Origin of the sequence: Streptomyces sp. NPDC046465, assembly GCF_040646035.1 — a bacterium.
Taxonomy (GTDB): Bacteria; Actinomycetota; Actinomycetes; order Streptomycetales; family Streptomycetaceae; genus Streptomyces.
On sequence record NZ_JBEYZK010000004.1, the window covers coordinates 59,382 to 71,997 of the forward strand.

General features: G+C 69.9%; 9 protein-coding genes and 3 tRNA genes. 8 read left to right on the forward strand and 4 right to left on the reverse strand.

Annotated features, from left to right (window positions below; all coding sequences use genetic code 11):
• Positions 1 to 52 precede the first annotated feature (52 nt).
• From ABZ953_RS07740 to ABZ953_RS07765, 6 genes are all read left to right on the forward strand, one after another.
• The gene (locus tag ABZ953_RS07740) at positions 53 to 1,624 is read left to right on the forward strand and encodes an asparagine synthase-related protein (protein WP_361718404.1); all 1,572 of its coding nucleotides are present in this window, start codon (positions 53 to 55) and stop codon (positions 1,622 to 1,624) included.
• Positions 1,617 to 2,216, forward strand: coding sequence for a hypothetical protein (locus ABZ953_RS07745; protein WP_361718407.1), 600 nt, complete (start codon positions 1,617 to 1,619; stop codon positions 2,214 to 2,216). The genes ABZ953_RS07740 and ABZ953_RS07745 overlap by 8 nt, the downstream gene beginning before the upstream one ends.
• Before the next feature lie 3 nt (positions 2,217 to 2,219).
• A complete protein-coding gene (locus tag ABZ953_RS07750; RefSeq protein WP_361718410.1) occupies positions 2,220 to 2,678 on the forward strand; it encodes an NUDIX domain-containing protein in 459 nt (152 codons plus the stop codon).
• A 119-nt stretch (positions 2,679 to 2,797) separates the two neighbouring features.
• Positions 2,798 to 4,690 (forward strand): BTAD domain-containing putative transcriptional regulator, encoded by a 1,893-nt coding sequence (locus tag ABZ953_RS07755; RefSeq protein WP_361718413.1) that lies wholly within the window; start codon positions 2,798 to 2,800, stop codon positions 4,688 to 4,690.
• A gap of 61 nt (positions 4,691 to 4,751) precedes the next feature.
• A tRNA-Asp gene (locus ABZ953_RS07760) sits at positions 4,752 to 4,826 on the forward strand.
• Positions 4,827 to 4,850: 24 nt separating this feature from the next.
• Positions 4,851 to 4,924: transfer RNA gene (locus tag ABZ953_RS07765), tRNA-Phe, on the forward strand.
• A 58-nt stretch (positions 4,925 to 4,982) separates the two neighbouring features.
• On the opposite strand, the gene ABZ953_RS07770 is transcribed toward ABZ953_RS07765, so the two are convergent.
• The 4 genes from ABZ953_RS07770 to ABZ953_RS07785 form a co-directional block, all read right to left on the reverse strand.
• Entirely contained in the window at positions 4,983 to 6,170 is a 1,188-nt protein-coding gene (locus tag ABZ953_RS07770; RefSeq protein WP_361718416.1) for an ABC transporter permease, read from the reverse strand.
• Between the two features lie 42 nt (positions 6,171 to 6,212).
• The gene (locus tag ABZ953_RS07775; protein WP_361718419.1) at positions 6,213 to 7,058 is read right to left on the reverse strand and encodes a cytochrome c biogenesis CcdA family protein; all 846 of its coding nucleotides are present in this window, start codon (positions 7,056 to 7,058) and stop codon (positions 6,213 to 6,215) included.
• Entirely contained in the window at positions 7,055 to 7,855 is an 801-nt protein-coding gene (locus ABZ953_RS07780; RefSeq protein WP_361718422.1) for a thioredoxin domain-containing protein, read from the reverse strand. The genes ABZ953_RS07775 and ABZ953_RS07780 overlap by 4 nt, the downstream gene beginning before the upstream one ends.
• Positions 7,856 to 7,934: 79 nt before the next feature.
• Entirely contained in the window at positions 7,935 to 8,330 is a 396-nt protein-coding gene (locus ABZ953_RS07785; RefSeq protein WP_361718425.1) for a hypothetical protein, read from the reverse strand.
• An 83-nt stretch (positions 8,331 to 8,413) separates the two neighbouring features.
• Here ABZ953_RS07785 and hrpA point away from each other — a divergent pair, with 83 nt between their 5' ends.
• Entirely contained in the window at positions 8,414 to 12,394 is a 3,981-nt protein-coding gene (gene hrpA, locus ABZ953_RS07790; RefSeq protein WP_361718428.1) for an ATP-dependent RNA helicase HrpA, read from the forward strand.
• Positions 12,395 to 12,488: 94 nt separating this feature from the next.
• Positions 12,489 to 12,563 (forward strand) — tRNA-Asp (locus ABZ953_RS07795).
• Positions 12,564 to 12,616 lie beyond the last annotated feature (53 nt).

Consider the following 12,616-nt stretch of genomic DNA (forward strand, 5'->3'; position numbering starts at 1 on the left):
CGCGGCCTTGGGGATGGCCCGGCTCCGGGTACGGAGCAGACAACGGGATTCCGTGCCCTTCGCCGGGCCAGGTGCCGTCTTCGCGTTCAACGGGGAGGTCTACCGTGCCGACGGCCAGGTGCCGGAGGGCGGTTTCGACGAAGCACGGTGGGCGAGCGAGCCGGACGCGGCAGCGGCGGTCGACGGGATGTACGCGGTGGTCGGCGGGCCCCCCGACGGGACGCTGCGAGCCGTGCGCGACCCGCTGGGCATCAAACCCCTCTACCTGCGCGAGTCACCGGACGGCGTCGCGGTCGCTTCCGAGGTGGGGCCGCTGGTGGATGTCTTCGGCCGGGCTCCGGTCAGGCTTGCGGCGTTCGCGCAGTTCCTGCTCAGTGGGCGTCGGGTGGTCGACGGCGGATCGTTCTTCGAGGGGATCAGAGCGGTCGGGCCGGGAGAGCGGCTGACGCTGCGCGACGGGCGGGTCACCCAGTCGGTCCTGACACGTCCGGCGCCCCGCGCCCCCGGCATACCCGAGGCGGCGGAGTTGCGGACCGCCCTGGAGACGGCTGTCGACCGGATGCTGCTGACCGATCGCCGGGTGGGCCTCGCCGTCAGCGGCGGTTTGGATTCCACCCTGGTGGCCCGGCTGCTCGCGCGCCGCGGCATCCGCGATCTGCCCACGGTCAGCGTCCTGCCCCAGGACACCGGCGACGGGGTCCGCGACCTCAGCGACCTGGGCCTCTCCGACGACGTCATCGGAACCTGGCAGCACCGCTCGACGTCGTTCGGCCCGGCTGACCTGCTTGCCGGGCTGCCGGACGCGGTCCGGTCGCTCGGTGAGCCGGTGGCCATGTCGAGCCTGCCGATGTACCGGGCGCTGGCGAAGCTGGCCAGAGCCGCCGGGATCACGGTGCTGCTGGTCGGCGAAGGAGCAGACGAGTTGTTCGCCGGCTACCACCGCTACCGGCCGCTCTACGCCGGTGCGTTCACCGACCCCGTCGACTTCTACCTCCCGTACGAGCGCCTTGAACTCGTCACCGCGCTGCTCGGAGAAGACGCGTGTGCCGCCGCCACCGGAGCACTGAGGAGAGCGATCGGCCGGTCGCGGGAGGCCGCCGCCCAACGCCACGGCGTCGAGCCCACCGTCGTCGACGTGGTGCGGGAGCACGAGTACGAGCACAGCCTCGAACCGCTGCTGCGCCGCACCGACCATCTGTTGATGGCTGAGGGCATCGAAGGCAGAACGCCCTTCCTGCACGGTGGAGTTCCCGAACTCGCCAGGCGGTACCCGGCGCGTTCGCTGGTGCGTGGAAGTCAGACGAAGGCAGTGCTGCGCGAGGCGTTCGCCGACCTGCTCCCGCCGTCCTACCGCGTGCAGCCGAAGCTGCCCTTCCGCGCCCCCGTCCGCCAGTGGCTGCGGGGCGGCCTGCTGCCGCGGGTGGACCGGACTCTGGCCGACGCCACCGAGTCGCTGCACCAGCGCCTGGGTGTGCGGCCTTCCGGGATGCTGCTGTTGCGTGAGCGCCTGGCCGCCGGGGACGCGGTGGCCTCCACCCTGGCGTTCGCGCTGCTGTCCACCGTGGAGTGGCTCCACTGGCTGGATGACTCCGCGGCCAGGAGCGAGGTGCCGGTCAGTGCCTAGACACCGCCGACTGATCGTCGCGCTGCACGGGTACGGCGGGACGGGGGCGGAGATCGCCGGAGTCCTGGCCGCTGCCGTGGCCGACGGCGAGCACGAAGACACCCGCACGGTGGTCGTCGGCCCGGACGGGCCGTGCACACCCAGGTTCGCCCGGGAGGGGCGGGCCTGGTTCGAGATCTCCTCGCAGCCCTCGGTGATCGCGGAACGGGCCCGCCGGGCCGCCCCGGCCGTGGCCGAGTACATCGCGGGGATGCAGCAGCGCCACCGGGTGCCGGCGCGGCATACCGGCGTCGTGGGGTTCTCCCAGGGAGCCTCGGTGGCCGCCATGGCGGTGGCCGGCTCGTCGCTTTGCGGGCGGGTCGTGCTGGTATGCGGCCGCATACCGGCTCCGGATATCGAACACGCGGTACCTGACGTCTTAGTGGTGACCGGTGGGCGCGACCGTTTCGTGCGACATGACGCGATCCGCGCGGATCTGGACCGCGGATATGGTCGGCTTGCCCGCCATATCGTGCTGCCCGAATTGGGACACGAGTTCACCGAAGAAGTCGCACGGATCGCCTTGGCCTACGTGACGAACACAGAGAGTTGAGCCATGGACTACATCAAGGAAATGCGCGATCTGGTGGGAACCAGGCCACTGCTGCTTCCCGGCGCGCTCGTCATCGTGGAAAGGGACGACGGAAAGATCCTCCTCACCCGGCGCACCGACACGGGAGAGTGGAGTCTGCCCGGCGGCCACATGGAGCCTGGTGAGACCATCCAGGACACGGCACGGCGAGAGGTCCGCGAGGAGACCAACATCGAGGTCGGCGAGCTGGCACTGGTCGGCATCTTCTCCGGGAAGGATTTCTACTACAAGTACCCCAACGGAGACGAGATCTTCAAAGTCACCGTCGTCTATTCGGCGCCGCTCCTGCCGAGCGAGACCCGCCTCGACAGCAGCGAGGTTCTGGAACTCTCCTATTTCGACGTCCACCGCCTGCCCGGCAACCTCTTCGACCAGGAACGCACCATTATCGAGGCTTACGCCACGTCGCGTGCGGCAGGGTAGCGGCCTCGACGGGCCCGGCGGCGGCCGTTGTATTGATCCTCAAGTCCTGATCCTGGTTCCGAGTTCAACCTCAGGCTACCTTTGCCCCAGCAACACCACTGGGGACGGAGGTATTGCACGTGACGGGGGATTTTCGGCTTGCCGTACTGGGGGCCGTCCGCATAGACCGACCGGACCGCAGTCTCGACCTGTCCTGCAAACTGCCTGGCTACGTGCTGCGCATCCTGGCCCTGCGACGGGGCGAGGTCGTCCCCAAGGACCAGTTGATCGACGGGATCTACGAAGGAACTCCGCCCAGGAGCGCGGGCGCGCAGCTACGCGCCCACGTCAGCGTGATCCGCAAGGCGCTCGAGCCGGACGCGGCGGCAGTCGACAGTGTCCACGGCGGCTACCGGCTCACGCTCTCCGCCACGGCAGCCATGGACCTCGCCGAGTTCGAGCAGTGCTGCCATGCAGGGCGCACCGAGATACGGGACGGCCGATGGCGGGAGGGCGAACGGGCGCTCAGCCGCGCCGTGGGGCTATGGGGAGACCTCACCGTTCCCGACCCGGTGGCCGCCGGGGTCCACGGCGTCATCAACTGGCATGAGGGGCTGCATCGCTGCGCTCTGGAGAACTGGGTCGAGTCGCAGCTGCAGTTGGGGCAGGCGGCCCTGGCCATCCCCGTCATCGAGGCCGCCGTGGAGAACGATCCCCTCGCCGAGCGGCTCCGCCGTCTGCAGCTGCTCGCGCTCTACCAGGCCGGCCGAATCGACCTGGCACTCGCGGAGTTCACTCGGCTGCGTACCCTCCTGGCCGATGAGATGGGCCTGTCTCCGAGCCCCGACCTTGAGCGGCTCCACGAACAGATCCTCAACCACGATCCCGCACTCGCCCCGGCCGCCGAGGCCCGGCCATCCCCGGCGCCCGCCCTTCGCCAGCTCCCGGCCCGCGCCGCGGGCACCGTGCGGCAGGCGGACGTCGCGGCGACGACAGCCGCACTCACCGGAAACGGGCCACGCGGTTGTCCGCCCATCGTCGTCATGACAGGACCGCCGAGCTTCGGGAAGTCCACCATCGCGGTGGAGGCAGCGCACCGGGCAGCCGTCGACTACCCCGACGGGCAGCTCTTCGCCGCCTTCCACACAGCCGGGGCCGGGGTGGCCACCGCACATGAGATCCTCGGCCGGTTCCTCGGCGACCTCGGTCTCGCCGCTGCGGAGATCCCGGGCACGCCGCAGGAGCGAGCCGTCCGCTTCCGCTCGCGCACTGCCGGAAGACGCCTGCTCATCGTCCTTGACAACGTTAGCGCCGCGAGCCAGGTCGAGTTGCTGCTTCCCTCGGAACCACAGTGCGCCGTGCTCATCACGGCCCGCACCGCCCTGTACGGGCTCCCGCAGGCGACGCGGCGGATCACCATACGGGAGCTCTCGGCCCGTGAGTCACTCTCGCTGCTCGAATCCCACGTGGGCCGCTCCCGGGTGCGGACCGAACCGGAGGAGGTGCGGCGGATCCTGCAGGTGTGTGCGGGCTCCATGCTCGCTCTGGACACGCTCGGCGCACGGATGGCCGCCCGGCCGAACCAGCGCTTCTCCCAGGTCGCGGAGCGGCTCGCCCATGACGGCATCCGCCTCGACGAGTTCGAGGTCGGCGGACGCGGCGTGCGCGACGCCCTGGCGCTCAGATATGTCCAACTCCCCGCCGAGGCGCGGGCCACCCTGCGCAAGCTCTGCTATCTGGGGGCCGCCGAGTTCCCGCTCCAGGCCGTCGCGGCGCTCGAGCAGCTCAGCCCGGCCGAGGCGGAAGCCCGCCTCGACCCCCTCGTCGAGACGCAATTCGTCACCATCGCTCGCGTCGCCGGTGACCAGGCATGGTTCCACGTGCACAAACTCACGCTCGCTTTCGGCCTGGAACGCGCCGCCGCCGAAGACCCCCCGTACATCCTGCAAGAGGCGGCCCAGCGTGCCTACGGCCTGGTCCCTTCGCAGAGCCGACACGGCCGGCTGCGCGGCGACGAGGAACTCGCCGGGTGAGCAGCCCCTCGCAGGGTGGAGAAGACCTGCCTTGTGCGAGACTGGTGCTCGCACCGTGCTTGGTCCTGTGGAGCAGTTTGGAGTGCTCGCCACCCTGTCAAGGTGGAGGCCGCGGGTTCAAATCCCGTCAGGACCGCTTGCGATTCCTCGCGGATCGCGTGGCTGGGTAGCTCAGTTGGTACGAGCGATCGCCTGAAAAGCGATAGGTCGCCGGTTCGATCCCGGCCCCAGCCACCTCTTCCGGAAGCCCCGCCCTCACCGGCGGGGCTTCTGTCGTTCTCTCTCCCCCCGCCTACGTCACCGCGTGGGCCGGAGCGGCCACCCGCCCGCCCGGGTGCCGGTGGCGCCACACCCAGAACACCGTGCTGGACAGCAGCGCCCAGGCCGCGAGGACCAGGAACGGGAACGCGTGCTGGTGGCCGCCGAAGTACACCGCCGTGTGCTGTGCGTTGACCGACGCGCCGGGCGGCAGCCACTGGCCGATGTGGCCGAGTACGGACGGCAGCAGCGGCCACGACACCGCGCCGCCGGACGACGGGTTGCCGAGGAGCACCATCAGGCCCCACGTCGGAATCATCGCCCAGCGCCCGAACAGCGTGTTGAACATCGTGAAGACCATGCCCGACGTGAACATCGTGAGCGCCAGGATCAGCCAGGACTCCACGAAGGGCAGGTCGAGCGCCCCCAGCCACCAGTCCACGACCGCCGCGATGACGAACGCGCCGAGCAGCGCGTACAGCACGGTGAACCCGATCCGTTCCGCCGGATTCAGCCCCCGCGCATGCACGCTCAGCTGGATCGCCCCGACGAAGCCGATGATCACGGCCGCCAGTGAGATGTAGAAGATCGCGAGCCCGCGGGGGTCGCCGTCCTGCAGTGGATTGATGTCCTTCACCGTCACCGGGACCCCGACCGCCTTGCCCACCTTCGGCGCGGTCTCCGCGAGCACCTGCGCGACGGAGGCGCCGGACGCCCCGGAGAGGTCGAGCGTCACCTTGTCGCCGCCCGAGCGTCCGGGCGACGGCGTCACGTCGAGGATCGCGAAGACCTTCTGCTCCTCCATGTCCCGCCGGGCCGCCGCCCCGCTGTCGTACCGGTGGACTTCCAGGGAGGCGTTCAGCGCCTTCTCCATCCCGGCGAGGAAGGCCTTGCCGCGTGCCGTGTCCGGCGCGTCGACGACCGCGGTGGGGATGCGGTGCGGGGTGGGCTTCGCCATGGAGTACGTGTACGAACCCGCGAAGAGCCCGGCCGCCGCCGCCAGGATGAACACCAGCACGATGGCGGGCAGGAACGGCGACTGCTTGAACGCGTCCCAGCGCTCGCTCCGAGTGGGCACACGCCCGTGCGCGCCGTGCGCACCATGCGCCTCGCCGTGCGCTTCGCCGTGCGCTTCGTGCGCCGCATCCGCTGCGTGCGCCCCGCCCTCTCCCTGCTGGTGCTGCTCCGCTCGCGACTCCGGTTCCGGCTCATGATCAGGCATACGAATACGCTAAACCACGTAAAAGTATCCGACCCGCTCAGATCAGTCCGCAGCCGACGAAACGGATTTCTCTCGCCGTCGCCACCCCCGCACCGCAAGCACCGCCCCCACCAGCACCACGACGCCGATCAGCAGCACCGCATCCGGCACGGCACGGCCCACGCCGCCCGCCCACTGCTCCACCGCGAACGAGTTGTCCACGTCCAGGAGGCCGGGCAGCGCCGTCGTCCCGTCGTAGACGAGGAACAGCGCCCCGAGGGCGATGAAGAAGAGGCCGGAGAGCAGCGACGTCGTGTGCAGCTCGAAGCGGCCGAGCCGGAACGTCCGGCCCCGCAGCCACCTGCGCCGCCCCAGGTCGAACCGCTCCCAGAGCAGCGCGAGCAGGAAGAGCGGCACGGCCATTCCCAGTGCGTAGACGGCGAGCAGCAGGCCTCCGTAGACGGGGCTGCCGCTGACCGCGGCCACCGTCAGGACGCTGCCGAGGATCGGCCCCGCGCAGAATCCGGCGAGTCCGTACACCGCCCCCAGCGCGTACACGGAGAAGGCGGTGGTCGGCCGGATCCGTCCCGAAAGCTCCGCCATCTTCCGCGAGGCGAACCCCATGCCGAGGATCTGCAGCACCCCGAGCCCGATGATCAGCCATCCGGCGGCGAGGACCAGCTGGTCGCGGTGGCCGAAGAAGAACCGTCCGGCGTAGGACCCGGCGGCGCCGAGCGGCACCAGCGTGGTCGCGAGCCCGGCGTAGAAGATGCCGGTCCGTGCGACGAGGCGGGAGGCCGAGTCGATGGAGTAGGCGAAGAAGGCGGGGAGGAGCAGCGCGCTGCACGGGCTGACGAGGGCGAGCAGACCGCCGAGGAACGCGGCGAAGTACCCGACGTCGGCGGTCACTCGGAGCCACCCTTCGGCCCTGCGGGCTCCCCGGACTTCTGGGGCTTCTGGGGCTTCTGGGGCTTCGCGCTCTTGGCCGCCGTCTCGATCGCCTGGTGGAAGACCTCGTCGGGCTGGGCGCCGGAGACGGGCCGCCCGTTGATCAGGAAGGACGGCGTCGACGCGGCCCCGAGGCCGTACGCCTCCTCCTGGTCCTTGCGCACGGCGGTCCCCGCGGCGTCGCTGTCCGCGTCCTTCATGAACCGGTCGACGTCCTTGACCCCGGCGTCCCGCGCGATCTCCTTCAGACGGCCGTCGCCGAAGCCCTTCTCCTTGGAACCCTCGGCGTACGCGGCCTCGTGGAACTGCCAGAAGCGGTCCTGGCGCCCCGCCGCCCACGCGCCGCGCGCGGCCCGCTCGGAGTCCTTGCCGAAGATCGGGAAGTTGCGCCATTCGATGCGCAGGGTGCCCTCGTCGACGTACTTCTTCACGAGGCCCGGCTCGGTGTCGCGGGCGAACTTCCCGCAGAAGCCGCACTTGAAGTCGGCGTACTCGACCATCACGACGGGCGCGTCCGCGCGGCCCCGGGCGAGCGGGTCCCCGGCGTCGCGCCGCGCGAGCTTCTCCAGCTCGGGGTAGACGCCGTCCTGGGCGCCCGCGGAGGGCGCGGCGCCCGCGGCCTCCTCCTTCACGGTGCCGTTGCCGGAGTCCTCCGGCTTGGTCGCGGTGTACGAGGCGACGCCGAGCAGCAGCGCGGCGACGGCGACGCCCGCGCCGATCGCGATGTTGCGGCTCTTCTTGTTGCTGTTCTTGGGCACGGAAGTGCTCTCTCTTGTCCTGTCGTACGTCTTGTACGTCTTGTACGTCGATGAAGGGGCCCCTGAAGTCAGGGGCCTCCTACACGCGCAGGATCGAGAGATCTATCGGTGAGGGGGAAGTGAGCGCGGGCGGTGACCGGCCCGGTGCCATCAGGAGCACGGCCTGGTCGGCGCCCCACGAGCCGGACGCGGCCCGGGTGTCGTGCAGCGCGGGCAGCAGTTCGTACGCCGTTCCGGGGCGCTGCGGGGTGCCCGGCGGCTGGTCGGCGTCGCGGTCGGTGCCCTTGCCGCAGCCGGGCGGGCCCTGTACGTCGGCCGCCTGGTCGGCGAACACCTCGGCGGCCGCTGTGGCCTTGGCGGCCTTGGCCACCGGCTGCTGCGCGGCGGCCGCGGGCCCGCAGAACATCCCGAGCCCGAGCACGACGAGGAAGACCACCGCGAGGGGGCTCCAGGTCGTGCGCGTGCGGGTCGGCATGCCCGGAATCGTACGTGCAAGGGCGCCCCGCCAGAGAAATCGGTTCGCCTCTGCCGAGCCGCGGGTGAGATCCTGGAGTTCGTATGTCTACGCAGCCCGCCCTCGCCCTCGACACCCTCGCCCCCCGCCTCTCCGAGCTCTCGCTGCGCGACGAGCACCGGATCGGCCGGCGGCTGGAGGGTGCACGCCGGATCCGTAAGCCCGAGGCCCGCGCCGCCGTCCTCGCCGAGATCGCGGCGGACGTGGAGAAGGCGGAGGCGCGGATGGCCGAGCGCGGCTCCCGGCTGCCCGTGATCACGTATCCGGAGCAACTGCCGGTCAGCCAGAAGAAGGACGACATCGCCGAGGCGATCCGCGACCACCAGGTCGTGATCGTCGCGGGCGAGACGGGCTCGGGCAAGACCACGCAGATCCCCAAGATCTGCATGGAGCTCGGGCGCGGCGTCCGCGGCATGATCGGGCACACCCAGCCCCGCCGCATCGCCGCCCGCACGGTCGCGGAGCGCGTCGCCGAGGAGCTGGACACCCCGCTCGGCGAGGCCGTCGGCTGGAAGGTCCGCTTCACCGACCAGGTCGGCGCCGATACGTACGTGAAGCTGATGACGGACGGCATCCTGCTGGCCGAGATCCAGACGGACCGCGAGCTGCGCGCGTACGACACGATCATCATCGACGAGGCCCACGAGCGCTCGCTCAACATCGACTTCCTCCTCGGGTACCTGGCCCAGCTCCTTCCGAAGCGCCCGGACCTGAAAGTCGTCATCACCTCGGCGACCATCGACCCGGAGCGGTTCTCGCGGCACTTCGGGGACGCCCCGATCGTCGAGGTCAGCGGCCGTACGTATCCGGTCGAGGTGCGCTACCGCCCCCTCCTCGAAGAGGAGGGGGACGATTCCGACCGCGACCAGATCACCGCGATCACCGACGCTGTCGAGGAACTGCAGGCCGAGGGCAAGGGCGACATCCTCGTCTTCCTCTCGGGAGAGCGCGAGATCCGGGACACGGCGGACGCGCTGAACAAGAAGAACTATCGGTTCACCGAGGTACTCCCCCTCTACGCACGCCTCTCGCACGCCGAGCAGCACCGCGTCTTCCAGCAGCACACGGGCAGACGCATCGTCCTCGCGACGAACGTCGCCGAGACGTCCCTGACCGTCCCCGGCATCAAGTACGTCATCGACCCGGGCACCGCCCGCATCTCCCGCTACAGCCACCGCACGAAGGTGCAGCGGCTGCCCATCGAGGCGATCAGCCAGGCCAGCGCCAACCAGCGCAAGGGCCGCTGCGGCCGTACGTCGGACGGCATCTGCATCCGCCTCTACAGCGAGGACGACTTCGACTCGCGCCCCGAGTTCACGGACGCGGAGATCCTGCGCACCAACCTCGCGTCGGTCATCCTCCAGATGACGGCGGCAGGGCTCGGCGAGATCGAGAAGTTCCCCTTCATCGACCCGCCGGACCACCGCAACATCCGCGACGGAGTCCAGCTCCTCCAGGAACTGGGCGCGCTGGACCCGACGCAGAAGGACCCGAAGAAGCGCCTCACCGAGCAGGGCCGCAAGCTCAGCCAGCTCCCCGTCGACCCCCGGCTGGCCCGCATGGTCCTTGAGGCCGACAAGAACGGCTGCGTGCGCGAGGTCATGGTGATCGCCGCGGCGCTCTCCATCCAGGACCCGCGCGAACGCCCGGCCGAGAAGCAGACGCAGGCCGACCAGCAGCACGCCCGCTTCAAGGACGAGACGAGCGACTTCCTCGCGTACCTGAACCTCTGGCGGTACGTGCGCGAGCAGCAGAAGGAGCGCGGCTCGTCGTCGTTCCGCCGCATGTGCAAGACGGAGTACCTGAACTTCCTGCGCATCCGTGAGTGGCAGGACATCTATACGCAGCTGCGCACGGTCGCCAAGCAGATGGGCATCCACCTCAACGAGGACGACGCCCCCGAGCAGCACGTCCACATCTCCCTCCTCTCCGGCCTGCTCTCCCACATCGGGATGAAGGACGTGAAGGAGTCGAAGGAGAGCAAGGAGAAGGATCCGAAGCAGCGCGGCGGCGGGCGGAACGAGTACATCGGCGCCCGCAACGCGAAGTTCGCGGTCTTCCCCGGCTCGGCGCTCTTCAAGAAGCCCCCGCGCTTCATCATGTCCGCCGAGCTCGTCGAGACCTCCCGCCTCTGGGCCCGGGTCAACGCGCGCATCGAGCCCGAGTGGGTCGAGCCGCTCGCCCAGCACCTGCTCAAGCGCACGTACAGCGAGCCGCACTGGGAGAAGGACCAGGCGGCGGTGATGGCGATAGAGAAGGTGACGCTGTACGGCGTCCCGATCGTCACCGACCGCAAGGTGAACTACGGCCGGATCGACCCCGAGATCTCCCGCGACCTGTTCATCCGCAACGCGCTCGTCGAGGGTGACTGGCGCACGCACCACAAGTTCTTCGCCGCCAACCGCAAGCTCCTCACCGAGGTCGAGGAGCTTGAGCACCGCGCCCGGCGCCGCGACATCCTCGTCGACGACGAGACGCTCTTCGACTTCTACGACCAGCGGGTGCCCGCGGACGTCGTGTCGGGCGCGCACTTCGACTCCTGGTGGAAGAGCAAGCAGCGCGAGGAGCCGGAACTGCTCGACTTCGAGCGGTCGATGCTGATCAACGAGAAGGCGCAGGGCGTCTCCAAGGACGACTATCCCGACTCGTGGCGCCAGGGGCAGCTCAAGTTCAGGGTGACGTACCAGTTCGAGCCGGGCGCCGACGCGGACGGCGTGACGGTCCACATCCCGCTCCAGGTCCTGAACCAGGTCACGGACGACGGCTTCGACTGGCAGATCCCGGGCCTGCGCGAGGAGGTCGTGGTCGAGCTGATCCGCTCCCTGCCGAAGCCGATCCGCCGCAACTACGTGCCGGCGCCCAACTTCGCCAAGGCGTTCCTGGAGCGTGCGGTGCCGTTGCAGGAGCCGCTGCACGTCACGCTGGCGCGCGAGCTGCAGCGGATGGTGGGGGTGCCCGTCGCACCGGACGACTTCGACCTCACCCGCGTACCGGACCACCTGAAGATCACGTTCCGGATCACCGACGAGCGGCGCAAGAAGCTCGCCGAGGACAAGGACCTGGAGACGCTGAAGGTCCGCCTGAAGCCGAAGGCCCGCAAGGCGCTCTCGCAGGCGGCCGCGGCGACGGCGGAGCGGACGGGCTCCTCGGCGGTCGAGCGGACCGGCCTGACGGACTGGACGCTCGGCACGCTCTCGCGCGTCTTCGAGACCCGCAGGGCCGGCCAGCCCGTGAAGGCGTTCCCGGCGCTCGTGGACGACGGCGACACCGTTTCCGTACGCCTCTTCGACACCGAGGCGGAGCAGCAGCAGGCGATGTGGCGCGGCACCCGGCGCCTCATCCTGCGCAACATCCCGGTCAATCCCGCCAAGTTCGCCTCCGACCGGCTCAGCAACCAGCAGAAGCTCGCCCTGTCGGCCAACCCGCACGGCTCCATGCAGGCGCTCTTCGACGACTGCGCGATGGCCGCGGCGGACCGGCTGATCGCGGAGTTCGGCGGGCCGGTCTGGGACGAGGAGTCGTACCGCAAGCTCTTCGACAAGGTGCGCGCGGAGATCGTCGACACGACGGTGCGCGCGGTCGGCCAGGTGCAGCAGGTCCTCGCCGCCTGGCACGCCTGTGAGCGCCGCCTGAAGTCGACGAAGAGCACGGTGCTCCTCGCGAACCTCTCGGACGTGCGGGAGCAGCTGAACTCCCTCATCAAGCCGGGCTTCGTCACGGAGACGGGGCTTCGGCGGCTGCCGGACCTCATGCGGTACATGGTGGCGGCGGACCGGCGCCTGCAGCAGATGCCGACGAGCGTCCAGCGGGACACCAGCCGCATGGAGAAGGTCCACGAGATGCGCGACGAGTACCTGTGGCTGCTCGAACAGATGCCGCAGGGCAGGCCCGTCCCGCAAGAGGTCCTCGACATCCGCTGGATGATCGAGGAGCTCCGCGTCAGCTACTTCGCGCACGCGCTGGGCACGGCGTATCCCGTCTCGGACAAGCGGATCGTGAAGGCGATCGACGCGGCCGCGCCGTGACGGACCGGCCGCGCAGAGTGAGTTCGACCGCCGGGCCTGCACTGCTGTAGAGTCCTGTCTCGCAGCGCAACGCACCAACAAGCGCCGCGAGCAAGGTCCTGTGGAGCAGTTTGGAGTGCTCGCCACCCTGTCAAGGTGGAGGCCGCGGGTTCAAATCCCGTCAGGACCGCAGTGAGAGAATGGGCCGCACCCCTCGTGGATGCGGCCCATTCCCGCGTTCCG